At 71.1% G+C, this 23,623-nt stretch carries 22 protein-coding genes and 1 pseudogene; 21 read left to right on the forward strand and 2 right to left on the reverse strand.

The window, feature by feature from the left end:
- Positions 1-281, forward strand: a pseudogene (locus tag HN013_RS32415) (hypothetical protein); the annotation flags it as partial.
- A 4-nt stretch (positions 282-285) separates the two neighbouring features.
- Here HN013_RS32415 and HN013_RS19550 read toward each other — a convergent pair.
- A complete protein-coding gene (locus tag HN013_RS19550) occupies positions 286-630 on the reverse strand; it encodes a ferredoxin (protein WP_171167963.1) in 345 nt (114 codons plus the stop codon).
- A 241-nt stretch (positions 631-871) separates the two neighbouring features.
- Here HN013_RS19550 and arc point away from each other — a divergent pair, with 241 nt between their 5' ends.
- The 5 genes from arc (at position 872) to prcA (ending at position 6,611) form a co-directional block, all read left to right on the forward strand.
- Entirely contained in the window at positions 872-2,638 is a 1,767-nt protein-coding gene (gene arc, locus HN013_RS19555) for a proteasome ATPase (RefSeq protein ID WP_171167965.1), read from the forward strand.
- A gap of 306 nt (positions 2,639-2,944) precedes the next feature.
- On the forward strand, positions 2,945-4,456 hold the full coding sequence (gene dop, locus HN013_RS19560; RefSeq protein WP_171167967.1) for a depupylase/deamidase Dop: 1,512 nt from the start codon (positions 2,945-2,947) through the stop codon (positions 4,454-4,456).
- 165 nt (positions 4,457-4,621) lie between these two features.
- Positions 4,622-4,840, forward strand: coding sequence for a ubiquitin-like protein Pup (locus tag HN013_RS19565; RefSeq protein ID WP_171167968.1), 219 nt, complete (start codon positions 4,622-4,624; stop codon positions 4,838-4,840).
- A 106-nt stretch (positions 4,841-4,946) separates the two neighbouring features.
- Positions 4,947-5,792, forward strand: a complete 846-nt coding sequence (gene prcB / locus HN013_RS19570) for a proteasome subunit beta (protein WP_171167970.1) — start codon at positions 4,947-4,949, stop codon at positions 5,790-5,792.
- Positions 5,793-5,855: 63 nt separating this feature from the next.
- Positions 5,856-6,611 carry a proteasome subunit alpha gene (gene prcA / locus HN013_RS19575; RefSeq protein WP_171167972.1) on the forward strand — a complete coding sequence of 252 codons (756 nt, stop codon included), beginning with the start codon at positions 5,856-5,858 and terminating at the stop codon, positions 6,609-6,611.
- A 257-nt stretch (positions 6,612-6,868) separates the two neighbouring features.
- On the opposite strand, the gene HN013_RS19580 is transcribed toward prcA, so the two are convergent.
- Complete coding sequence (locus tag HN013_RS19580) at positions 6,869-7,852, reverse strand: LacI family DNA-binding transcriptional regulator (protein ID WP_398980351.1); 984 nt, start codon at positions 7,850-7,852, stop codon at positions 6,869-6,871.
- A gap of 293 nt (positions 7,853-8,145) precedes the next feature.
- On the opposite strand from HN013_RS19580, the gene HN013_RS19585 reads away from it, so the two are divergent.
- The 15 genes from HN013_RS19585 (at position 8,146) to HN013_RS19655 (ending at position 23,579) form a co-directional block, all read left to right on the forward strand.
- On the forward strand, positions 8,146-9,408 hold the full coding sequence (locus HN013_RS19585; protein ID WP_171167976.1) for an MFS transporter: 1,263 nt from the start codon (positions 8,146-8,148) through the stop codon (positions 9,406-9,408).
- Positions 9,409-9,417: 9 nt separating this feature from the next.
- Positions 9,418-10,779 (forward strand): Pup--protein ligase, encoded by a 1,362-nt coding sequence (pafA, locus tag HN013_RS19590; RefSeq protein WP_171167978.1) that lies wholly within the window; start codon positions 9,418-9,420, stop codon positions 10,777-10,779.
- Between the two features lie 150 nt (positions 10,780-10,929).
- A complete protein-coding gene (locus HN013_RS19595) occupies positions 10,930-12,009 on the forward strand; it encodes an FKBP-type peptidyl-prolyl cis-trans isomerase (RefSeq protein WP_171167980.1) in 1,080 nt (359 codons plus the stop codon).
- 58 nt (positions 12,010-12,067) lie between these two features.
- Positions 12,068-12,442: an FKBP-type peptidyl-prolyl cis-trans isomerase gene (locus HN013_RS19600; RefSeq protein ID WP_171167982.1), complete on the forward strand. Its 375-nt coding sequence runs from the start codon at positions 12,068-12,070 to the stop codon at positions 12,440-12,442.
- Between the two features lie 122 nt (positions 12,443-12,564).
- Entirely contained in the window at positions 12,565-13,593 is a 1,029-nt protein-coding gene (locus tag HN013_RS19605; RefSeq protein ID WP_171167984.1) for a YafY family protein, read from the forward strand.
- 43 nt (positions 13,594-13,636) lie between these two features.
- Positions 13,637-14,599, forward strand: coding sequence for a YafY family protein (locus HN013_RS19610; RefSeq protein WP_171167986.1), 963 nt, complete (start codon positions 13,637-13,639; stop codon positions 14,597-14,599).
- 38 nt (positions 14,600-14,637) lie between these two features.
- On the forward strand, positions 14,638-14,865 hold the full coding sequence (locus HN013_RS19615) for a hypothetical protein (protein WP_171168134.1): 228 nt from the start codon (positions 14,638-14,640) through the stop codon (positions 14,863-14,865).
- 48 nt (positions 14,866-14,913) lie between these two features.
- On the forward strand, positions 14,914-15,129 hold the full coding sequence (locus HN013_RS19620; RefSeq protein ID WP_171167988.1) for a hypothetical protein: 216 nt from the start codon (positions 14,914-14,916) through the stop codon (positions 15,127-15,129).
- 302 nt (positions 15,130-15,431) lie between these two features.
- Positions 15,432-15,722 (forward strand): Sec-independent protein translocase subunit TatA, encoded by a 291-nt coding sequence (gene tatA / locus HN013_RS19625; protein ID WP_171168136.1) that lies wholly within the window; start codon positions 15,432-15,434, stop codon positions 15,720-15,722.
- Between the two features lie 68 nt (positions 15,723-15,790).
- Positions 15,791-16,756, forward strand: a complete 966-nt coding sequence (gene tatC, locus HN013_RS19630) for a twin-arginine translocase subunit TatC (protein ID WP_171167990.1) — start codon at positions 15,791-15,793, stop codon at positions 16,754-16,756.
- A gap of 96 nt (positions 16,757-16,852) precedes the next feature.
- Positions 16,853-17,755 carry a diacylglycerol kinase gene (locus tag HN013_RS19635; protein WP_171167992.1) on the forward strand — a complete coding sequence of 301 codons (903 nt, stop codon included), beginning with the start codon at positions 16,853-16,855 and terminating at the stop codon, positions 17,753-17,755.
- Positions 17,756-17,987: 232 nt separating this feature from the next.
- A complete protein-coding gene (locus tag HN013_RS19640) occupies positions 17,988-20,807 on the forward strand; it encodes an RNA helicase (protein ID WP_171167994.1) in 2,820 nt (939 codons plus the stop codon).
- A 172-nt stretch (positions 20,808-20,979) separates the two neighbouring features.
- Entirely contained in the window at positions 20,980-21,630 is a 651-nt protein-coding gene (locus HN013_RS19645) for a PadR family transcriptional regulator (protein ID WP_312018650.1), read from the forward strand.
- Positions 21,631-21,801: 171 nt separating this feature from the next.
- The gene (locus tag HN013_RS19650) at positions 21,802-22,806 is read left to right on the forward strand and encodes an ATP-binding cassette domain-containing protein (RefSeq protein ID WP_171167995.1); all 1,005 of its coding nucleotides are present in this window, start codon (positions 21,802-21,804) and stop codon (positions 22,804-22,806) included.
- A complete protein-coding gene (locus tag HN013_RS19655; RefSeq protein ID WP_171167997.1) occupies positions 22,803-23,579 on the forward strand; it encodes an ABC transporter permease in 777 nt (258 codons plus the stop codon). Before HN013_RS19650 ends, HN013_RS19655 begins: the two co-directional genes overlap by 4 nt.
- Positions 23,580-23,623 lie beyond the last annotated feature (44 nt).

The following is a 23,623-nucleotide window of genomic DNA, read 5'->3' on the forward strand; positions in this document are numbered from 1 at the left end:
ATAGGGAACCAACGGGGCTCCTGTGCCGGTTGGTTGAGACTTCGAACACCTCACTCAACGGCACGGGAGCCTCGTGCGTTGCGGGCGCCGCAACCCTCACCCGATCAGTGGCCACGCTGAAAAAGCTCACGGTCTCGGGGGGAGCCGTTTCGGCCACTCTGCTCGGCTACTCCGCGCCGACGGTGCCGCGCTGCTGCCCGGACCTGCGCCGGCCGGTCGAATGGCGGTGGCGCGACGGCAAGTTCGCCGAGATGGCACGGCTCATCGCCACGCTTGTCTGACCGGTCACCCGGCGTCGGGACCGTAGACCTCGACCTTGTCCGAGATGCGCCGCACATGGATGCAGTCGCCGGGGCAGTCCTTGGCCGAGTCCCGGACATCGGCCAGCAGCGTCAGCGGGACGGGAGTGGTGGCACCCTGGTCCTGCAGCAGCTCGTCGTCGGCGCTCTTGACGTACGCCAGGCCGTCGATGTCGAGCTCGAAGACCTCCGGGGCGTACTGCGCGCAGATGCCGTCCCCGGTGCACAGGTCCTGGTCGATCCAGACCTCGAGGGCCTCGTCGGAGCCGTCGGCCGCCGGTGCCCCGGCCTCGTTCTCGACGATTGCGCGGTCTTCGTTCTGGACGGTCATCTCGCCTGCCGTTCCTGCTTACGTGAATCAATTGGAGCCAGCACTGACGGGTGTTGACCGACTCGACGATACAACCGCTCGCTTTCCGATGTTGATGGGTGGGTATTCCCCAGTCGTGAGGACGTGCGCAAGGGTGAAGATCGGACACACTCCGACCGGGTTTGTGATCTAGGGGTTTCAACCTGCACCGGCCCAGGTAGGGTCAGGAAGCGTCCAGCTCCCCTTGGAGGAGGTGAGGACCGTGGCAGCCCACGACGACGACATGAACCGCGGCATCCGGCCGGGACGGGGTTCTGACGACCCCGCCAGCCAGGTTGCCTACCTTGAGCAGGAGATCGCCGTCCTGCGCCGCAAGCTCGCCGACTCTCCGCGGCACACGAGGATTCTCGAAGAGCGGATCGTCGAGCTCCAGACCAACCTGGCCGGGGTGTCCGCCCAGAACGAGCGGCTCGCCAACACCCTCCGTGAGGCCCGCGACCAGATCGTGGCCCTCAAGGAAGAGGTCGACCGGCTCGCCCAGCCGCCGGCCGGCTTCGGCGTCTTTCTCCAGTCGAACGACGACGGCACGGTGGACATCTTCACCGGCGGCCGCAAGCTCCGGGTCAATGTGAGCCCGGGCGTCGACGCCGAGGAGATCCGGCCCGGCCAGGAGGTCATGCTCAACGAGGCGCTCAATGTGGTCGAGGCCATGGCGTTCGAGCGGGCCGGGGACATCGTCACCCTCAAGGAAATCCTGGAGGACGGCGAACGCGCCCTGGTCATCGGGCACACCGACGAGGAGCGGGTGGTGAGGCTCGCCGAGCCGCTGCTGGACGTCACCATCCGCCCCGGCGACGCCCTGTTGCTCGAATCGCGCTCCGGCTACGTCTACGAGGTCATCCCCAAGAGCGAGGTCGAGGAGCTCGTCCTCGAAGAGGTCCCGGACATCGACTACACGAAGATCGGCGGCCTGGGCAACCAGATCGAGCTGATCCGCGACGCGGTCGAGCTCCCCTATCTCTACCCCGACCTCTTCAAGGAGCACGAACTCCGGCCGCCGAAGGGCGTCCTGCTCTACGGGCCGCCCGGCTGCGGCAAGACGCTCATCGCCAAGGCGGTGGCCAACTCCCTTGCCAAGAAGGTCGCGGAGGTCACCGGAAAGCCCGCGGGGAAGAGCTTCTTCCTCAACATCAAGGGCCCCGAGCTGCTCAACAAGTACGTCGGCGAGACCGAGCGGCACATCCGGCTGATCTTCCAGCGCGCCCGGGAGAAGGCCAGCGAGGGCACGCCGGTGATCGTCTTCTTCGACGAGATGGACTCCCTCTTCCGCACCCGCGGCTCCGGTGTCAGCTCGGACGTGGAGAACACCATCGTCCCGCAGCTGCTCTCCGAGATCGACGGCGTGGAGGGCCTGGAGAACGTCATCGTCATCGGCGCCTCCAACCGCGAGGACATGATCGACCCCGCGATCCTGCGCCCCGGCCGGCTCGATGTGAAGATCAAGATCGAGCGCCCGGACGCCGAGGCCGCCAAGGACATCTTCTCCAAGTACCTGACCCGGACCCTGCCGCTCCACACGGACGACCTCACCGAGCACGGGGGAGACGCCCGGGCGACCGTCGACGGCATGATCCAGTCGGTCGTGGAGCAGATGTACGCCGAGTCCGAGGAGAACCGCTTCCTGGAGGTCACCTACGCCAACGGTGACAAGGAGGTCCTGTACTTCAAGGACTTCAACTCCGGAGCGATGATCCAGAACATCGTGGACCGCGCCAAGAAGATGGCGATCAAGGCGTTCCTCGACCACAACCAGAAGGGCCTCCGCGTCTCCCACCTGCTCGCCGCCTGCGTGGACGAGTTCAAGGAGAACGAGGACCTGCCCAACACCACCAACCCGGACGACTGGGCCCGCATCTCCGGCAAGAAGGGCGAGCGGATCGTCTTCATCCGCACCCTCGTCACCGGGAAGCAGGGCGCGGACACCGGCCGCTCCATCGACACGGTGGCCAATACCGGTCAGTACCTGTAACACCGCCGTCCGGCTGCGGATGACTGTTCCCCCCGGCTCCCGCCCCCCGGCGCAGGACCGGGCCGGAACGGTCCGTCCGCAGCCGGACGCGTTGTGCGGGCACCGCAGGCGGACGGCCCCGGCACGGCGGGGTCCCGGTACGGCACGAACCGGAGCAATGACTGGAATGATCTCCCCAGGGCCGCAAAGCCGTTCTAGGCTCTTCGGTACCACCGCGAAGCGCGTGGGGGATGCACATGGACCGGATGCGCAGCGGTACTTGAGCGGCGACCCCACCAGGGGGCGCCGCCGGGCAAGGAGGGCCGCATGACCGTACGGCGAGTAATGGGCATCGAGACGGAGTACGGGATCTCCGTCCCCGGTCACCCGAACGCCAATGCCATGCTCACCTCGTCCCAGATCGTCAACGCCTACGCGGCCGCGATGCACCGGGCACGCCGTGCCCGCTGGGACTTCGAGGAGGAGAATCCGCTGCGGGACGCCCGGGGCTTCGACCTCGCCCGTGAGGCCGCGGACGCCAGTCAGCTGACCGACGAGGACATCGGCCTGGCCAATGTCATCCTCACCAATGGCGCACGGCTGTACGTGGACCACGCCCACCCCGAGTACAGCTCCCCGGAGATCACCAATCCGCGCGACGCGGTCCTGTGGGACAAGGCCGGGGAACGGATCATGGCCGAGGCCGCCGAGCGGGCGGCCCAGATGCCCGGCGCCCAGCCGATCCATCTCTACAAGAACAACACGGACAACAAGGGCGCCTCCTACGGCACCCATGAGAACTACCTGATGAAGCGGGAGACGCCGTTCTCGGACATCGTCCGGCACCTGACCCCGTTCTTCGTCTCCCGCCAGGTGGTCACCGGGGCGGGCCGGGTGGGCATCGGCCAGGACGGCCGTGAGCACGGCTTCCAGATCAGCCAGCGCGCCGACTACTTCGAGGTCGAGGTCGGCCTGGAGACCACGCTCAAACGGCCCATCATCAACACCCGGGACGAGCCGCACGCGGACGCCGAGAAGTACCGCAGGCTGCACGTGATCATCGGCGACGCCAATCTCTCGGAGATCTCCACCTACCTCAAGCTGGGCACCACCTCGCTGGTGCTGTCCATGATCGAGGACGGCTTCATCTCCGCCGACTTCGCCGTCGACCAGCCGGTCCGCACCCTCCACCGGGTCAGCCACGACCCCTCGCTGCGACGTCTGATCACGCTCCGCAGCGGTCGCACACTGACCGCGGTCCAGCTCCAGATGGAGTACTTCGAGCTGGCCCGCAAACACGTGGAGGACCGCTACGGGGCCGACGCGGACGAGCAGACGAAGGACGTCCTGGCCCGCTGGGAGGACGTCCTGGGCCGGCTGGAGAGCGACCCGATGAGCCTGGCGGGCGAGCTGGACTGGGTGGCCAAGCGCGAACTGCTGGAGGGCTACCGCCGCCGCGACGGCCTGGACTGGGACGCGGCCCGGCTGCACCTGGTGGACCTCCAGTACGCGGACGTCCGGCCGGAAAAGGGGCTGTACAACCGCCTCGCGGCCCGCGGCAGGATCAAGCGGCTGCTGGACGAGAGCGAGGTCGAGCGGGCCCGCACGGCACCGCCCGAGGACACCCGGGCCTACTTCCGGGGCCGCTGTCTCGAACAGTACGCGGACGACGTGGCCGCCGCCTCGTGGGACTCGGTGATCTTCGACCTGCCGGGCCGTGACTCGCTCCAGCGGGTGCCCACACTGGAGCCGCTGCGCGGCACCCGCAACCACGTCAAGGAGCTCCTGGACCGCTGCCGCACGGCGGAGGAGCTGGTGCGGGTGCTGTCCGGGGGCTGACGGGTGCCGGGGTGGCCGGGGAGGGTCTGAGGAACGGCTGTCCCGGGAATCATTCCGGTGGTTCCCGGGCGTTCCCGCAAGTGGAGGGCCGATGTCGGACCCTGCTTGTAGGGTCAGAAACGTGTACGTCCGATCTTGTACGTCGAACCGAGCGGGGTGAGGGGTATGGCGACCAAGGACACCGGCGGCGGGCAGCAGAAGGCCACGCGCGCCACGGAGGAGACCGAGGAGCAGGCGCAGGAGGCGCAGGCTTCGGAAGACCTCAAGGAACGTCACGAGAAGCTGTCGGACGACGTGGACTCCGTCCTGGACGAGATCGACGACGTCCTGGAGGAGAACGCGGAGGACTTCGTCCGATCGTTCGTGCAAAAGGGCGGGCAGTAGCCGGGGTACCGTCCCGCACCCCGGTCCCGGGGTGCGGGACGGCCGGTCCCCGGCCCGGGTTGTATGGTCCGTGCAGTATTTTCATGATCTTGTTGGAAGGAAACCCGTGGAAGCCAATTTCCGCAGCACCGGGCGTCTACCAGCTGCCTTCCTGACTCCGGGCTCGTCCTCGTTCATGGACTTCCTCGGGAACCACGCCCCCGAGCTGCTGCCCGGCAGCCGTCAGCTCCCTCCCGTCATGGGTGCCGTCGAGGCGCCGCACGGCACGACCATCGTCGCGGCGACCTTCGCCGGCGGGGTGGTGCTGGCCGGTGACCGCCGGGCCACCATGGGCAACGTCATCGCGCAGCGCGACATCGAGAAGGTCTTCCCGGCCGACGAGTACTCGGCCGTGGGCATCGCGGGCACGGCAGGGCTCGCGGTGGAGATGGTCAAGCTCTTCCAGCTGGAGCTGGAGCACTTCGAGAAGGTCGAGGGTGCCCAGCTCTCCCTGGAGGGCAAGGCCAACCGGCTCTCCACGATGATCCGCAGCAACCTCGGCATGGCCATGCAGGGCCTGGCCGTGGTGCCGCTCTTCGCGGGCTGGGACGTGGACCGGGCGAAGGGCCGGATCTTCTCCTACGACGTGACCGGCGGCCGCTCGGAGGAGCACGGCTACGCGGCCACCGGCTCGGGCTCGCTGTTCGCGCGCGGTGCCCTCAAGAAGCTCTACCGGGACGACCTCTCCGAGGACCAGGCCACCACGCTGGTCGTCCAGGCGCTGTACGACGCGGCCGACGACGACTCGGCGACCGGCGGGCCCGACCTCGCCCGCCGCATCTACCCCGTTGTCACGGTCATCACCGACGAGGGCTACCGGAGGCTGACCGAGGACCTGCTCGCCGAGACCGTCCGGGCGATCCACGAGCGCCGGCTCGCGGAGCCCGACGGCCCCCGGGCCGCGCTGCTCTAGCACGCCGCCGGTCCCGACTCCTCCGTACGCACTCCCCACAGACCAGAAAGGGACGGATAACCGGTGTCGACGCCGTTCTACGTCTCTCCCCAGCAGGCCATGGCCGACCGCGCCGAGTACGCCCGCAAGGGCATCGCGCGCGGCCGCAGCGTCGTGGTCCTCCAGTACAACGATGGCGTGATCTTCGTTGCCGAGAACCCGTCCCGCGCGCTGCACAAGGTCAGTGAGATCTACGACCGCATCGCGTTCGCGGCCGTCGGCAAGTACAACGAATTCGAGACCCTGCGCATCGGCGGCGTCCGCTACGCCGACCTGCGCGGCTACACCTACGACCGCGGCGACGTCACCGCCCGGGGCCTCGCCAACGTCTACGCCCAGACCCTCGGCACCATCTTCTCCAGCGCGGGGGAGAAGCCGTACGAGGTCGAGCTGATCGTCGCCGAGGTCGGGGACGGCCCCGAGGACGACCAGATCTACCGCCTGCCGCACGACGGATCCATCGTCGACGAGCACGGCTCGGTCGCGGTCGGCGGGAACGCCGACCAGATCAGCAGCTATCTCGGGCAGCGGCACCGGGACGGGATGACGCTGGCGGAGGCGCTCAAGCTCGCCGTCGAGTCGCTCGCCCGGGACACCAATGGTGGGGAGCGGACCCTGACCGCGGAGCAGCTGGAGGTCGCGGTCCTGGATCGGAAGCGGCCGCAGCAGCGCAAGTTCAAGCGGTTGCTCGGGGGGCAGCTGACGCGGTTGCTGGAGGGGGGCGAGGCGGAGGCCTCCGAGGACGGCGAGAGCGCGGGTGGCGATACAGGTGCGTCCTGAACCGCCACCCGTTGGGGGCGCTGACGCGCTTGGGTGCCCCGGTCCCGCCCTTTCACCGTTTCCCGGGGAGGTCCCCCGGACCCCCTGAACCGCGCTCCGCGCGGTTGTCCTCAAACGCCGGACGGGCTGAAGTCAGCCCGTCCGGCGTTTGAGGACGCGCGCCGCAGGCGCGCTCGGGGGTGCGGGGGCTCGCCCCGCAAGAAACGGTGAAATGGGGGTGCCCCCTCTGGGGGAGGGCCCGGGGCACCCCACCGCCGTCAGGCGCCACGCACCGGCCCACTGGACCCCCGAGCCACCAGCTCCACCGGCAGCACGCCCACACCATCCGGCCTGTCGTCGAGCACAGCCATCAGCGCCCGCATACCCGCCTCACCCATGGCCTCCGCGGCCAGCCGCACGGTGGTCAGCTCCGGGTCGACGGCCGTCGCGAGCGCGAGGTCGGCGAGGCCGGTCACCGAGACGTCGTCCGGCACCCGCAGGCCGAGCCGCCGGGCGGCCTTGCAGGCGCCGGCCGCGAGTACGTCGTCGTCGCAGACGAGGGCGGTGGGGCGGGGGCCGGGGCCGGTGAGGGCTCGTTCGGCGGCGGCGCGGCCGGCGTCCACCTGGAGCGCGGCCCGCTCGGTGCGCACCACCCGGGCGTCGGGGACGTCCCGCAGGGCGTCGGCGAGGGCGCGGGCCCGGACCCGGAAGGTCCATGAGTCGACGTCGGCGGCCAGGTGGGCGAAGCGCCGGTGGCCGAGGGCGAGCAGGTGCTCGGTGACCTGGCGCATGCCGTCGGGCAGGTCGGGGTTGACGGTCGCGGCCGCGTCCTCGCTGTCCGGGTCGCTGTCGAGCATGACCAGCGGGAGCCCGCCCGCCCGCAGGGCGGCCAGTGAGTCCACCGCCATCGACGAGGCGATCACGCCGTCGAGCGCCGACCGGGCGGAGGCGAAGGGGTCCCGGGCCGGGCCGATGCCCTCGGGCGAGGGGTAGAGGAGCACTCCCACGCCCTGCTCGCCCGCCACCTTGGCCGCACCGGCGTAGACGCGGGCGAAGTACTCGTTGGTGAGGGCCGGGACCACGAGCAGCACGGTCCGGGCGCGGCCCAGGCGCAGGTCGCGGGCGGCGAGGTTGGGCCGGTAGCCCAGTTCCCTGGCGGCCGAGCGCACCGCCTCGGCGCGCCGCTCCGAGACGCGGCCGCGCCATTTGTCGCCCATGACCAGGGAGACCGTCGCCTGGGAGACCCCGGCCGCGCGGGCCACGTCCCGGCTCGTCGCCCGGGCGGGCGCCGCGTGGGCCCCGCGGACCGTGGGCCAGCGGTTCCGGTCGTCCCCCGCGTCGTCCGCGCGCTCGTCGTGCCCTCTGCGCTCGCCGTGCTCGCCATCGGTCACCGCGGTGACGCCCCTCTCCGCCGCCTCTTCACGGGTGGACCCGTGAGCTGTCGACATGATACGTATAACGCTCCAACGTTATACGTAAAACCACATGGACGGCCACGGACGATCGCGGGCGTCGGGACGGACACGGCCTCGGCCGGTCGAGTGAGAGGCAGAAGATGGCGGCGGCGGGCTACGGCGAGATGCTCAGGACGCGGTACGCGGCGCGATTGCTGACGGGCACCCTGGTGGGCCGATTGCCCACCGCCACCGCCGCGTTGGCGATTGTCCTCTTCGCCCGCGCCGAGGGCGGCAGCTACACCCTCGCCGGCGCGCTCTCGGCCGCCTACGGCGTGGCCAACGCCTTCGGCCAGCCGCTGCTGGGCCGCGCCGTCGACCTGTACGGCCAGCCGCGCGTGATGCTGCCCTCGGCCGTCCTGTCCGCGCTGGGCATGGTGCTCTTCGCCCTGGTCGGCCTGGAGCCGCTGCCCGTCGCCTACGCGGCGATGGTCGTCGCCGGCTTCTTCACCCCGCCGCTGGAGGGCGGCCTGCGGGCGCTGTGGCCGTCCGTCCTGAAGCGCGAGGACCGCATCCACGCCGCCTACGCGCTGGACGCCGTCGCCCAGGAGGTGATGTACGCGGTCGGCCCGCTGCTGGTGATGCTGCTCGTCCGCGAGTGGTCCGAGGCCGCCGCCCTGATGGTCATCAACGTCCTGGGCGTGCTCGGCGCCCTCGCGGTCGTCAGCTCCCCGCCCTCGCGGCAGTGGCGCAGCGAGCCGCGCGAGGCCCACTGGCTGGGCGCGCTGCGCTCGCGCGGGCTGCTGGTGGTCCTGGCCACCTTCTTCTTCGTCGGCTCGGCGCTGGGCTCCATAGCCGTCGCCTCCGTCGCCTACGCGGACGCGCACGGCGGCGGCATGATCTCCAGCTACCTGCTGTCCGCCCTGAGCGCCGGTGCCCTCGTCGGCGGCGTCGGCTACGGCGCCCGGCAGTGGGCCGGCCGGCCGGAGGCCCGGCTCCGGGTGATCATCCTCGCCCTCGCCGTCTGCTATGTGCCGCTGCTGCTCGTCCCGGGTGTCGCCCCGATGACGGCGCTGGCGGGTCTGGCCGGTGTCTTCCTGGCCCCCGCCCTCGCCTGTGCGTTCGTCGTGGTGGACCGGCACGCCCCGGCGGGCACGGCCACCGAGGCGTTCTCCTGGCTGGTCACGTCGTTCGGCGTCGGTGCCTCCATCGGCACGGCCATCGTGGGCCCGGCGGTGCAGTCGGGCGGCGCGCGGGCCGGGTTCGCGGTCGCGGCGGGTAGCGGGATCGCCGCCGCGCTGGTCCTGCTGGCGGCCCGGCGGGCGCTGACGGCCCCGGAGAAGGCGTCTCCGGTCGTCGCGCGCTCGGAAACTGATCGGAACGGTGCCGTCGAACCCGGTTTCAGCGCAGGGCATCAGGCGTAGTGTTCAGGCATGGACCGCCGCATTTTCGGGCTGGAGAACGAGTACGGCGTCACGTGCACGTTCAGGGGACAGCGCCGACTGTCGCCTGACGAAGTGGCGCGGTACCTCTTCCGCCGTGTCGTTTCCTGGGGCCGCAGCAGCAATGTCTTCCTGCGCAACGGCGCCCGCCTCTACCTCGATGTGGGCTCGCACCCGGAATACGCAACTCCCGAGTGCGACAACGTGACCGAGCTGGTCACCCACGACAAGGCGGGCGAGCGCATTCTCGAAGGTCTGCTCGTCGACGCCGAACGCCGCCTGCACGAGGAGGGGATCGCGGGCGACGTCTACCTCTTCAAGAACAACACCGATTCGGCGGGGAACTCCTACGGCTGCCACGAGAACTATCTCGTGGCCAGACACGGGGAGTTCTCCCGTCTCGCGGACATTCTCATCCCCTTCCTGGTGACCCGTCAGCTGATCTGCGGGGCCGGGAAGGTCCTCCAGACACCGCGCGGCGCGGTCTACTGCGTCAGCCAGCGCGCGGAGCACATCTGGGAGGGCGTCAGCTCGGCCACCACCCGCTCGCGCCCGATCATCAACACCCGGGACGAGCCGCACGCCGACGCCGAGCGCTACCGCAGGCTGCACGTCATCGTGGGCGACTCCAACATGTCGGAGACCACGATGCTGCTCAAGGTCGGCGCCACCGACCTCGTGCTGCGCATGATCGAGGCCGGCACGGTGATGCGCGACCTGACCCTGGAGAACCCCATCCGGGCCATCCGCGAGGTCAGCCACGACATCACCGGGCGGCGCAAGGTGCGGCTGGCCAGCGGCCGCGAGGCGTCCGCCCTGGAGGTGCAGCAGGAGTACTACGAGAAGGCCGTGGACTTCTGCGAGCGGCGCGGCATCCGCACCGGCACCGTCGAGCGGGTGCTGGAGCTGTGGGGCCGCGCCCTGGAGGCGGTCCGGGACGAGGACCTGGACCGGATCTCCACCGAGATCGACTGGGTGATGAAGTACCAGCTCATCGAGCAGTACCGGGCCAAGAACAACATCAGCATGTCCCACCCGAGGGTGGCGCAGATAGACCTGGCGTACCACGACATCCACCGCCGCAGGGGCCTGTACTACCTCCTGGAGCGGCGCGGCAAGGCCGCACGGGTGTGCAACGACCTGAAGATCTTCGAGGGCAAGTCGGTGCCCCCGCAGACCACCCGGGCCCGGCTCCGCGGCGATTTCATCCGCCGCGCACAGGAACAGCGCCGGGACTTCACCGTCGACTGGGTCCATCTGAAGCTCAATGACCAGGCACAGCGCACGGTGTTGTGCAAAGACCCTTTCCGGTCGGTCGACGACCGGGTGGAAAAGCTGATTGCCGGAATGTGAGCGGGCAACCGGTCTGAGAAAGAAAACCGAAAGCGGTGCGCCGGGTCCCACTGACCCGGCGCACCGTCGTGTCGCAGGGAGTTGCCGGGCGAGACACAGGCCGTAGAGTGGCGGGCACTGTTCAGCCACCCCCTAGCCCGAGTTGGACCGATGCTGCGATTCACCGCGGGACGATCCCCGCAATCCCGTCGCCTCGCGAGGACCGCGAGCGGCACCCGTCCCTCGCACCGCCTGGCAGCCGCGCTGGCCGTGCCCGTACTGTTCCTGACCGCCGCGGCCTGCGGCTCGGACGACGGAGGGGGCGGCGCGTCGAAGGCCACGGAGAGCGGTTCCCAGACCGAGAGCTCCTCGAAGATCACGGTGACGGGCGCCTTCGGCGAGCCGCCGAAGATCTCCGCCCCGAAGGACGTCAAGGCGCCGGACAAGGTCAAGGCCACCACCGTGACCGAGGGCAAGGGCGAGACGGTGGAGAAGGGCGCGTTCGTCCGCCTCGACTACGCCGTGCAGGCTCCCAAGGAAGGCCAGACCCAGGGCTCCTGGCAGGGAGCGAAGGGCAGCGGGCCGCGCCGGCAGATCGTGCAGCAGGTGGGGGTCAAGGGGGCAGGATCGATTCCGGCCCCGGTGGCGGACACCCTCGTCGGCCGCAAGGTCGGCACCCGGGTGTGGGTCGAGGGCACGGTCAAGTCGATGTACGGCGAGGCCGCCGCGCAGAACGGGATGAACCCGGACGACACCCTGGTGTGGGTCCTCGACGTCGTCAACACCGCCAAGGTCGACGTCAAGGGCGAGGCCAAGGGTGAGCAGGCGAAGACCGAGGCCGGGATGCCGGAGGTCAAGGTCGAGCCGCAGAAGGCCGCCGAGATCACCATCCCCAAGGGGGAGAAGCCGCCGAAGGAACTCAAGCAGCAGGTGCTGATCAAGGGCGACGGCCCCGAGGTCAAGGCCGGCGACGGTCTGATCGCCCAGTACACCGGTGTGCTCTGGGACGGCGGCAAGAAGTTCGACGCGTCCTGGGACCACAAGGACGCACCTGGTGCCACGGCCTTCCAGGTCGGTACCGCCTCGGTCGTCGCGGGCTGGGACAAGGGCCTCGTCGGCAAGCACGTCGGGGACCGGGTGCTGCTGGTGATCCCGCCGGAGGAGGGTTACGGCGACACCCCGCCCCCCGGCAGCGACATTCCGAAGGGCGCCACGCTGGTCTTCGTCGTGGACATCGTGGGCAAGGTCTGATCGTCCATCTGCGAAACTTGCACGGTTGTCCGCAGAATCCGTTCGTAGGAGCACTTACGTGAACATCGACAAGCCGGAGATCGACTTTCCGGAGGGCCCGGCGCCGACCGAGCTGAAGATCGTCGACCTCTGGGAGGGCGACGGCGCGGTGGCCAAGGCCGGCGACTTCGTCAAGGTCCACTACGTGGGCGTGTCCTACTCCACCGGCGAGGAGTTCGACGCCAGCTGGAACCGGGGCAACCCGCTGGAGTTCCAGCTGGGCGCCGGCCAGGTCATCCAGGGCTGGGACCAGGGCATCCAGGGCATGAAGGTCGGCGGCCGCCGCCGGCTGACCATCCCCGCCCACCTCGGCTACGGCGACCGCGGCGCCGGTGGCGGCCGTATCGCCCCGGGCGAGACGCTGATCTTCGTCTGCGACCTGATCGCCGTCTGACCGGACGCCGTCCTGCGCCGAGGGCCCGCGCGAACCGCGCGGGCCCTCGGCTTTTGCCGTGTGACGGGTGAACGGTACGGTCATCGGTTGAAAGAACATGAGAAGAGGGCGAGAGGGCGTCGATGGCGATTGCCAAGGCCGAGCGGCTGATGAACCTGGCGTTGTGTCTGCTGGGTACGCGTCGCCCGCTCAGCAAGCGGGAGTTGCGGGCGTCGATCGAGGCGTACATCGAAGCGTTCGGGTCAGTGAGCAGTGTGGCGTTCGGGCCGGGACCCGAGGGCGCTGACGCCGATGTTTCCCGCGCCGCCGCCAACGGCACCGAGGACGCCTTCAACCGCATGTTCGAGCGGGACAAGGAAGACCTCCGGGAGCTCGGTCTGATCATCGAGACCGTGGAGGGCGTCGACGGCGAGACCGGCTACCTCGCCCGCCGGGACAGCAACCGCCTCCCCCCGATCACCCTGGACGCCGAGGAGGCCGCGGCGCTGGGCCTCGCGGCGAAGGTCTGGCAGCAGGCGCGGCTCGCGTCCGCCGCGAGCGGCGCGCTGCAGAAGCTGCGCGCGGCCGGGATGCCGCTGGCCGAGGACGCGTACGAGGGCGGGGCCCTGGAGACGCGCATCCCGGTGCACGAGGCGGCCTTCGAGCCGCTGATGCTGGCGGCGCGCGACCGGCGGACCGTCGTCTTCGACTACCGCAAGGCGAACGCGGCCAGGCCCGGGCAGCGGCACGTCGAGCCGTGGACCCTGGAGTGCTGGCGCGGGCACTGGTACCTGGCGGGCTGGGACCGCGACCGGCAGGCCGAGCGCGTCTTCCGGCTCTCCCGGATCACGGGCCGGGTGCGCTCGCGCGCCCTGCCCTTCACGGCGCCGGTCCCCGACCACGTCACCGTCCGCGAGACCGTCGAGACCTGGGCGGGCGAGACGGCCACCGGCACCGCGCTGATCAAGGTCAGGGCCGGGCACGGCTACCCGCTGCGCGCCAGGGCCACCGCGCGCCGCGACCTCGGCGACGGCTGGGACGAGCTGGAGATCCCGTACGGGCACGGGCTGGACGCCTGGCTCGTCGAGTTCGGCCCGGACGTGGTGGTGCTGGAACCCGCGGACCTGCGGGCGGACGTCCTCGACCGGCTGCGTGCCGTGGCCAAGGGCTGACCGGACAGGACGACCTGGAAGAAAGGGCACGGTTCGACTTCCCATGGCCGGAAACGCCATTGACCAGACGCGACGCATGCTGTCGCTGGTCACCTATCTCCGCGAGCGCCCCGGCGCCCGCGTCGCCGACGTGGCCCGCGCCTTCGGCATCACCGAGGACGAGCTGATCGGCGACCTCGACGTGCTGCCGATGTGCGGCACCAGCTTCCGCGGCGGCGACCTGCTGGACATCGACACCGACGGCGACCGCATCTGGTGGCACAACCCGGACGCCTCGGGCACCAGCACGGGCGAGCCCCTGCGGCTCGCGGCCGACGAGGCCACCGCGCTGCTGGTGGCCGCCCGCGCGGTGGCCACGCTCCCCGGGCTGCGCGAGAGCGACCGGCAGGCGCTGGTGCGCGCCACCGCCAAGATCGAGGCCGCGGCCGGGGAGGCGGCGGGGGCGAGCTCCCGGCTGTCGGTGACCTTCGAGTCCGAGGGCGGCGTGTTCGCGGACGTCGACCGGGCCATCGCCGAGCGCCGCCGCCTGTGGGTGCGGTACTACTCGCCGGCCCGCGACGAGCTCACCGAGCGCGAGGTCGACCCCATCCGGCTGTTCGCCGTCGGCCACACCTATATGGAGGCGTGGTGCCGGCTGTCGGAGGCGCGGCGCACCTTCCGGCTGGACCGGGTGGCCGAGATCCGGCTGCTCGACGAGGTCTCCGACCCGCCGCCGGTCGAGCCGCGCGATCTGTCGGCCGGGCTGGTGCAGCCCGCGGCCGAGGACCCGGAGGTGGTCGTCGAGGTGGGCCCCGGCGGGCGCTGGGTGGCCGAGTACTACCCGCACGACAGCGCCGAGGAGCTGCCCGAGGGCGGTCTGCGGATCACCCTGCGCACTCCCGACCCGGCCTCGCTGCGCCGGCTGGCGCTGCGGCTGGGCCGCGACGGCCGGATCGTCTCGCCCCCGGAGCTGGCCACGAGCGCACGGGACGCGGCGCGCGACGCCCTCGCGGCGTACGGCGAGTGAGGGCGGGCGAGGCGGTGGCCGGGCACGTGCGGGACCGGATGACGGACGCCGCGGTCTTCAAGGCCGCCTGCCCCGACTGCCGGGGGAGCTTCGAGCTGGCCGCGGCCGCGCTGCGGCTGGCGATAGGCGGCAGCCGGCGCACCACCTTCTACTCCTTCACCTGCCCCGACTGCGGGGCCTCGGTCCGCAAGCCTGCGGGGGAGCGGATCATCCAGCTGCTCACCGGCGGCGGCGTCCGCACCCTGCGGCTGCACTCGACCGCCTGACACCGGCCCGTCCCTGTCCTCCCGTTCCGCCCCTAGTAGGTTCGTCCCATGCTCTTCCCCATGCTGGCCGTCGCCCTCTCCTTCTGCGGCATCGCCGTGCTCGGCGTCCTCGCCGCGCTCGTCCTGGTGCAGGTGCGCCGGCTGGCCCGGCAGGTGGAGGAGAGCTCCCGGCGGATCACCCGGGCGACCGAGGACCTGGAGCGGGCCGCCGTCCCGCTCGCGGCCGAGGCGGCACGGGTGGCGCACGGCGTACGCCCGGAGTGAGGATCCTCGGCCGAGGAGTGAGGAACCTCGGGCCGAGAAGTGAGGAACCTCCGGCGGAAGGGGGCCGACGGCCGTCTCCTGCACCGGAAGCCCTGACGGTACGCTGGTGCGGGTGACCCTGCCGACGAAGCGGAGGGTCGCACGCGGGAACAGCGGGGGAACGGGCGGGAAGTACGCGCGGGGATTGCCCGGCGTTCATCCTTGCGCGTTACGATCGCTGCCGTACGACTGCTGGACAAATGTCTTATCGGTCACCAGCTCCACACCCCTATACCGCTTCGGTGAGAAGGTAAACGCTTATGTTGTTCGGACGGATCGGGGCCCCCGAGATCATCCTGATTCTTGTCGTCGTCGTGCTCCTCTTCGGCGCCAAGAAGCTCCCCGACATGGCGCGTGCCCTCGGTAAGTCGGCCCGCATCCTCAAGAGCGAGGCCAAGGCGATGAAGTCCGAGGGGAAGGACGACGCCGCGGCGCCCTCCGGCCCCGCGCCCGACGCCCAGGCTGCGGCGCCGCGTACGATCAAGGCCGCTCCCGGTGACGTGACGTCGCGCCCGGTGCAGGAGCCGGCCGCCGACCGTACGACGCAGCGCTGACGACCGAGGACGACGTTTGAGGCGGCCGCCCCGGGGCGACCGCCTGCCGCACGAGATAGGGACGTGGGTTGCCCAAGTCTGCCCGCAAGAAGGAGAAGGACCCCGAGGGGCGGATGCCGCTCGCGGAACACCTCCGTGAGCTGCGCAACCGGTTGGCGAAGTCGGTTATCGCGATTGTGATCGTGGCGGTGGTCGCGGCCTTCTACTACATGGACATCATCGATGTCTTCAAGAAGCCGATCGACGACGCGGTCAGTTGTGACGTCCCCCTCTCCGAGCTGCTGAGGCACAGGGAGCTCAAACACAAGGAATGCGCCAACATCACGATGTCGGGTCTGGCCGGGCCCTTCACGTTGATGGTCAAGGTCTCCCTCGTCTCGGGTCTGGTTCTCTCCTGCCCGGTGTGGCTCTACCAGCTGTGGGCCTTCCTCGCCCCCGGTCTGCACCGGAACGAGAAGAAGTACGCGCTGAGCTTCGTGGCGGCGGGAGTCCCGCTCTTCGCGGCGGGTGGCTGGTTCGCCTACACGATCCTGCCGACGGCGACGAAGGTGCTTCTCGGCTTCACCCCGGAGGGCGTCGACAACCTCCTCCCCCTTGACGACCTCCTCGACCTCATCGTGCGCCTGGTCCTCGTCTTCGGCCTCTCCTTCGAGCTGCCGCTGCTGCTCGTGCTGCTCAACTTCGGCGGTATTCTCACCGGCCGCCGGATGCTGGGCTGGTGGCGCGGGATGATCATGGGTGTCACGGTCTTCGCGGCCGTGGCGACGCCGACCGTCGACCCGGTGTCGATGTTCGCCTTGGCCGGCCCGATCATCGGGCTCTACTTCATCGCCGTCGGCATCGCCATCCTCAACGACAAGCGCAGGGGCCGGGCCAACCCGGACCGTCTCCTCGACGACGACGAGGCGGCGCCCCTGGACCTCACCCCGGAGACGGTCGGCGACGTGGAGCCGCTGCCCGCTCTGGACCGGTCCGGTCGTGAGGGGCGCGGCGGTGAGCCGGTGCGGCGGAACGGGTACGACGACTTCACCTGATACGTGACGGCGGATCCAGTGCCTCCGGGGCGGCAGTCGGCATACGGCTGCCGCCCTGCGGCGTTCCGTGTCCGGTGCAGGCGGTAGGGTCCGCGCGTGACCAGCGACATCACGCTTTTCGTCAATCCCACGGCGGGCCGGGGACGCGGCGCCCGCGCGGCGCAGCCCGCGGCCCGGGTGCTGCGCGAGGCCGGGCACTCGGTCCGTACCGTCCTGGGCGAGGACGCCGCCGACGCGCTGCGCCGGGCCCGGGAGGCGGTGGCGGGCGGGACGGGGGCGCTGATCGCCGTGGGCGGCGACGGGATGGTCTCGCTCGCGCTTCAGGCGGTCGCCGGGACGCCGACCCCGCTCGGCGTCGTCGCCGTCGGTACGGGCAACGACTTCGCCCGCGCCAACGGGCTGCCCGTCCGTGACCCGGTGGCGGCGGCGCGAGGCGTCGCCGAGTCCCTCAAGGGGGACGGGGGTGTGCCCCGGGATCTGGGGCGGGTGGGGGGCCGCGGTACGTACTTCGGGACGGTGCTCGCCTCCGGCTTCGACTCCCGCGTCAACGACCGCGGCAACCGGATGCGCTTCCCCTCCGGGCGGCTCCGCTACGACCTCGCCCTGCTCGCCGAGCTGGCCGCTCTGCGGCCCATTCCCTACCGGCTGCGGCTCGACGACGGGCCCGAGCGGCACGTCGAGGCGACGCTCGTCGCCGTCGGCAATGGCAGTTCGTACGGCGGCGGGATGAGGATCTGCGCGGACGCGCGGCTCGATGACGGGCTCTTCGATGTGACGGTGGTGGGGCCGTGCAGTCGTCGGACGCTGCTTTCGGTGTTTCCCCGGGTGTATCGGGGGACGCATCTTTCGCATCCTCGGGTGCGGGTGTTTCGGGCGGCGCGGGTTTCGCTGGAGGCGGTGGGGGTTGCGGCGTATGCGGATGGGGAGCGGGTGGGGGAGTTGCCGGTGGTGGCGGAGGTGGTGCGGGGGGCTGTGCGGGTGCTTGGGGTTGGGGGGTGAGGGTGCCCCGGGCCCTCCCTTTCACCGTTTCTTGCGGGGGCAAGCCCCCGCGCCCCCGAAACCGCGCTCCGCGCGGTTGTCCTCAAACGCCGGACGGGCTATTCAGCCCGTCCGGCGTTTGAGGACGCGCGCCGCGGGCGCGCTCAGGGGGCCCGGGGCACAGCCGCCCGCAGGGCATCCCCCGTTAAAGATCGGGTGCCTGTCACAGCTCACCGGTAGGCTCGTAGACAAGATGACCGACGACATGTCCCCTGCTGAGCGCTATGCCCTGGCGAAGCGGCGCGCCGCGGAGCAGGCCACCGCACTGGCCCCCTTCCGCGAAATGTACGACTTCGAGCTGGACCCGTTCCAGATCGACGCCTGCAAGGCCCTGGAGGCCGGGAAGGGGGTGCTGGTCGCGGCGCCGACCGGCTCCGGCAAGACGATTGTGGGCGAATTCGCCGTCCACCTGGCCCTGGCGCAGGGCCGCAAGTGCTTCTACACCACCCCCATCAAGGCGCTGTCGAACCAGAAGTACAACGACCTGGTGAAGCGCTACGGCGCGGCCAAGGTCGGCCTGCTGACGGGTGACAACAGCGTCAACTCCGATGCCCCGGTGCTCGTGATGACCACCGAGGTGCTGCGCAATATGCTCTACGCCGGGTCGCAGGCGCTGAACGGGCTCGGTTATGTGGTCATGGACGAGGTGCACTACCTCTCGGACCGCTTCCGGGGTGCCGTCTGGGAGGAGGTGATCATCCACCTCCCGGAGTCGGTGACGCTGGTGTCCCTGTCGGCCACCGTCTCCAACGCCGAGGAGTTCGGCGACTGGCTGGACACGGTGCGGGGCGACACCGAGGTGATCGTCTCGGAGCACCGGCCCGTGCCGCTGTGGCAGCACGTGCTGGCCGGGCGGCGGATGTACGACCTGTTCGAGGAGAAGACGGGGCCGGACGGCACGCCCGTCACGGGCCGCCGGGAGGTCAACCCGGACCTGGTGCGTCTGGCGCGGATGGAGAACAGTCGGCCGCTCGGCCGGGACCGCCGCCGGGGCAAGATGCTGCGCGAGGCCGACCGGGAGCGGGAACGCCGTCAGCGGAGCCGGATCTGGACCCCCAGCAGGGTCGAGGTCATCGAACGGCTCGACGCCGAGGGCCTGTTGCCCGCCATCACGTTCATCTTCAGCCGGGCGGGCTGCGAGTCCGCCGTCCAGCAGTGCCTGTACGCGGGGCTGCGGCTCAACGACGACGAGGCGCGGCGCCGGGTGCGGTCGATCGTCGAGGAGCGGACGGAGGCCATCCCGGACGAGGACCTGCATGTCCTGGGCTACTTCGAGTGGCTGGAGGGGCTGGAGCGGGGCATCGCCGCGCACCACGCGGGCATGCTGCCGACCTTCAAGGAGGTCGTGGAGGAGCTCTTCGTCAAGGGGCTGGTCAAGGCGGTCTTCGCGACCGAGACGCTGGCGCTGGGCATCAACATGCCCGCGCGCTCGGTCGTGCTGGAGAAGCTCGTCAAGTGGAACGGCGAGCAGCACGCGGACATCACCCCGGGCGAGTACACCCAGTTGACCGGCCGGGCCGGCCGCCGGGGTATCGACGTCGAGGGGCACGCGGTCGTGCTCTGGCAGCGGGCCATGGACCCGGCCGCCCTCGCGGGCCTGGCCGGGACCCGGACGTACCCGCTGCGGTCGAGCTTCAAGCCGTCGTACAACATGGCGGTCAACCTGGTCTCCCAGTTCGGCCGGCACCGGTCGCGGGAGCTGCTGGAGACGTCGTTCGCCCAGTTCCAGGCGGACCGGTCGGTCGTCGGCATCTCGCGTCAGGTGCAGAAGAACGAGGAGGGCCTGGCGGGTTACCGCGAGGCGGTCACCTGTCACCTGGGCGACTTCGAGGAGTACGCGCGGCTGCGCCGCGACCTGAAGGAGCGGGAGACGGAGCTGGCCAAGCAGGGCGCTGCCCAGCGCCGGGCCGCCGCCGCTGCCGCGCTGGAGCGACTCAAGCCGGGCGATGTGATCCATGTGCCGACGGGCAAGTTCGCGGGGCTCGCGCTGGTGCTGGACCCGGGGCTGCCCGGCCGTGCCGACCGGTCCCGCGGCTACGACTACGAGGGGCCGCGGCCGTTGGTGCTCACCGCCGAACGGCAGGTGAAGCGGCTGGCGTCGATCGACTTCCCGGTGCCCGTCGAGCCGCTGGAGCGGATGCGCATCCCGCGCACCTTCAACCCGCGCAGCCCCCAGTCGCGGCGCGACCTGGCGTCCGCGCTGCGGACCAAGGCCGGGCACATCGTCCCCGAGCGGCACCGCAAGGCCCGTTCGGCGGCGACCGACGACACCGAGATCGCCCGGCTGCGCGCGGAGCTCCGGGCGCACCCGTGCCATGGCTGCTCGGACCGCGAGGACCACGCGCGCTGGGCCGAGCGTTACCACCGGCTGCTGCGGGACACCCGGCAGCTGGAGCGGCGGATCGAGGGCCGGACCAACACCATCGCCCGGACCTTCGACCGGATCTGCGCGCTCCTGACCGATCTGGACTACCTCCGGAACGACGAGGTGACCGAGCACGGCCGGCGGCTGGCGCGGCTCTACGGCGAGCTGGACCTGCTCGCCTCCGAGTGCCTGCGCGAGGGCGTCTGGGACGGGCTGGCCCCGGCGGAGCTGGCGGCGTGTGCGTCGGCGCTGGTCTACGAGTCGCGGATGAGCGATGACGCCGTGGCGCCCAAGCTGCCCTCCGGGGCGGCCAAGGCGGCGCTCGGCGAGATGGTCCGCATCTGGGGCCGGCTGGACGCCCTGGAGGAGGAGCACCGGATCCACCAGACGGAGGGCGTGGGCCAGCGCGAGCCCGACCTCGGCTTCGCCTGGGCCGCCTACCGCTGGGCGTCCGGGCACGGCCTGGACGAGGTGCTGCGGGAGGTCGAGATGCCGGCCGGTGACTTCGTGCGCTGGTCCAAGCAGCTGATCGACGTCCTCGGCCAGATCGCCGCCGCCGCGCCGCACGGCAGCCCGGTCGCGCGCAACGCCCGCAAGGCGGTCGACGGCCTGCTGCGCGGTGTCGTGGCGTACTCCTCGGTGGGCTGAGCCCGCTCGTCCCGTTCGGCCAACAGCCCGCTCCCGGATTCCGGGGGCGGGCTCTTCGTTTCGTGCGGTCCTGCCCCGCGCTACCCGAAGGACGCGATACATCGCCTTGCTTTGTCGGTGAGACGCGATATGCTCGTGCACGGATATACGACGACGAGCAGTTGGAGTCCGCGTGGCAGCGCGCCGCAAGCTGAGCAATCCCCTGGCACTGGCCGTCCTGGTCACCCTGGTGGAGCGGCCCATGCACCCGTACGAGATCGCCCGGGTGCTGCGGCTGCGCGGCAAGGACCAGAGCATCAAGATCAACTACGGCTCGCTCTACACCGTCGTCCAGAACCTGGAGAAGCACGGTTTCGTCGAGGAGGCCGGCACCGACCGCCGGGGCAACCGGCCCGAGCGCACGCTCTACGGGCTCACCCCGGGCGGCCGGCTGGAGATGCACGACTGGCTCGCCGACCTGGTGTCCGTCCCGGCCCGGGAGTACCCGCTGTTCGAGACGGCCCTGTCGCTGATCATGGCCTTGCCCTACGACGAGGCGTGCGAGCTGCTCGACGACCGGATCGCCGTCCGGGAGGGCGAGGTCGCCGGACACCGGGGGTCGCTCCGCGGCTTCGAGGGCGTCCTGCCCCGGCTGCTGCTCGTCGAGACGGAGTTCCGGCTGCACATGCTGGAGGCGGAACTGACCTGGCTGCGCGGCTTCCGCGCCGATCTCGGACGGGGCGCGGTCGGCGGGGTCGCCGAGTGGCGCGAGCTGAGCGAGACCGGCCGGATGCCGGAGACCCTGCGGGAACTGGAGGAACGCGCGGGCGAGAACACCGAATGAGTGAGGCCCCGGCGGGCGCTGCGCCAACAGCGCCCGCCGGGGCCCCCGATCCCCGAACGGGCCTGCGGGGCAGGCCGGCTGTCGAGGTGCGGCACACCCAGGATAGCCCGGCACCCCCGTGGACCGGTTCGTCATACACCGAACCGAACGACACACGGAGGCCGCTCAGTCATGAGCACATCCACGCCCGCCATCGAGGCGCGCGGCCTGACCAAGACCTACCCCGGCGGGGTGACCGCCCTCGACGGGCTCGACCTGACGGTCCGGGCCGGCACCGTCTTCGGACTGCTGGGCCCGAACGGCGCCGGGAAGTCCACCACCGTCAAGATCCTCACCACCCTGGCCCGGCCCGACGCGGGCACCGCCACCGTCGCCGGCCACGACGTCCTGCGGCGGCCCGGACGGGTGCGGCGCGCCATCGGCGTCGTCGCCCAGCGCTCCGGCGCCGACCCGACGGCCACCGGCCGCGAGAACCTGCTGCTCCAGGGCCGGCTCTACGGGCTGCGGGGCCCCCGCCTCACCGCCCGCGCCGACGAACTGCTGGCCCGCTTCGCCCTCGCGGACGCCGCGGACCGGGCGTCCCGGACGTACTCGGGCGGCATGCTGCGCCGGCTCGACGTCGCGATCGGACTGGTCCACCGGCCCGAGGTGCTCTTCCTCGACGAGCCGACGACCGGGCTCGACCCCGAGGCCAGGACGGCCATGTGGGAGGAGATCGGCCGGCTGGCCGGCGAGGAGGGGCTGAGCATCCTGCTCACCACGCACTACCTGGACGAGGCCGACCGGCTCGCCGAGCGGATCGCCATCGTCGACCGCGGACGCGTCGTCACCGTGGGCACGCCCGACGGCCTCAAGGGCGAACTCCGCGGCGACGCCGTCCACGTGGAACTGCGCGACCCGGTGCCCCCGCAGGCGGGCCCCTCCGTCACGGAGGCCCTCACCGCCTCCGCCGGTGTCCGCGAGGCCGTGCTCTCCGGGCGTCGGCTGAGCGCCCGCGCGGACGACGGCGCCGCCGCCGTCCCCCGCGTCCTGGCCGCCCTCGCCGGGGAGGGAGTCGGGGTGGCGTCCGTCACCGTGGCCCGGCCCTCCCTCGACGACGTCTACCTGCGGCACGCGGGGCGCCGGTTCGCCGACGCCGACGCCACCACCGCGGTCCCCGCCGGAGGTGCCCGATGAGCACGGCCGTCAGCCACACCTGGTACATGACGCAGCGTCACCTGACGGCGGTGCTCCGGCAGCCCGCCTTCCTGGTGATCACCCTGATCCAGCCGGTCATCTGGCTGTTCCTGTTCGGTGCGCTCTTCCGCAAGGTGGTCGAGCTGCCCGGCTTCGGCGGCGGCAGCTATCTGGACTACCTGGTGCCGGGGGTGGTCGTGATGAGCGCACTCTCCGGCTCGATGTGGGCGGGCATGTCCACGCTGGACGAGATCGAGCGCGGCACGCTGAACCGCTTCCTCACCACCCCGGTGCGCCGGGGGGCGCTGATCAACGCCAATGTCATGCAGCAGGCCGTCAGTACGGCCGCCCAGTCCGTGGTCATCGTCCTCCTCGGCCTGGTCGGCGGCGCGGACTACCCGGGCGGCGCCGGGGGACTGGCCCTGCTGGTGCTCGCCGCCGTCCTGCTGGCCGTGCTGATGGGCGCGGTGTCGAACACCATCGGCATGCTGGCCCGGCAGCGCGAGTCGATCATCGCGCTCAACACCTTCCTGCTGCTGCCGCTGACCTTTATGTCGTCGGCCTTTATGAAGCCCGCCCTGATGCCGGGCTGGATGCGGCACGCCGCCGATTTCAACCCGGTCAACTGGGCGCTGGTCATGGGCCGTTCGGCCCTCGCGGGCGACCCCGACTGGGGGATGGTGCTGGGCCGGGGCGGACTGCTGCTGGCGGCCGGGGTGCTCGCGGTGTGGATGTCGGGACGGACGTTCCGGGCCTACCAGCGGTCCGTGTAGGGGCGGGTGCCCGGGGTGAGGGGCGCCCTTCTCGGAAGCGCGCC

The sequence above is a fragment of the Streptomyces sp. I05A-00742 genome (assembly GCF_013055795.1).
Lineage (GTDB): Bacteria > Actinomycetota > Actinomycetes > Streptomycetales > Streptomycetaceae > Streptomyces.

Bases quoted from the DNA above. Each gene is read 5' to 3' on its own strand.
- HN013_RS19595 (WP_171167980.1), top strand. From the start codon at position 10,930: ATGCTGCGATTCACCGCGGGACGATCCCCGCAATCCCGTCGCCTCGCG.
- HN013_RS19650 (WP_171167995.1), top strand. From the start codon at position 21,802: ATGAGCACATCCACGCCCGCCATCGAGGCGCGCGGCCTGACCAAGACC.
- HN013_RS19565 (WP_171167968.1), top strand. From the start codon at position 4,622: ATGGCGACCAAGGACACCGGCGGCGGGCAGCAGAAGGCCACGCGCGCC.
- HN013_RS19615 (WP_171168134.1), top strand. From the start codon at position 14,638: ATGACGGACGCCGCGGTCTTCAAGGCCGCCTGCCCCGACTGCCGGGGG.
- HN013_RS19585 (WP_171167976.1), top strand. From the start codon at position 8,146: ATGGCGGCGGCGGGCTACGGCGAGATGCTCAGGACGCGGTACGCGGCG.
- HN013_RS19655 (WP_171167997.1), top strand. From the start codon at position 22,803: ATGAGCACGGCCGTCAGCCACACCTGGTACATGACGCAGCGTCACCTG.
- dop (WP_171167967.1), top strand. From the start codon at position 2,945: ATGACCGTACGGCGAGTAATGGGCATCGAGACGGAGTACGGGATCTCC.
- HN013_RS19605 (WP_171167984.1), top strand. From the start codon at position 12,565: ATGGCGATTGCCAAGGCCGAGCGGCTGATGAACCTGGCGTTGTGTCTG.
- HN013_RS19640 (WP_171167994.1), top strand. From the start codon at position 17,988: ATGACCGACGACATGTCCCCTGCTGAGCGCTATGCCCTGGCGAAGCGG.
- HN013_RS19620 (WP_171167988.1), top strand. From the start codon at position 14,914: ATGCTCTTCCCCATGCTGGCCGTCGCCCTCTCCTTCTGCGGCATCGCC.
- pafA (WP_171167978.1), top strand. From the start codon at position 9,418: ATGGACCGCCGCATTTTCGGGCTGGAGAACGAGTACGGCGTCACGTGC.
- HN013_RS19610 (WP_171167986.1), top strand. From the start codon at position 13,637: ATGGCCGGAAACGCCATTGACCAGACGCGACGCATGCTGTCGCTGGTC.
- HN013_RS19550 (WP_171167963.1), bottom strand. From the start codon at position 630: ATGACCGTCCAGAACGAAGACCGCGCAATCGTCGAGAACGAGGCCGGG.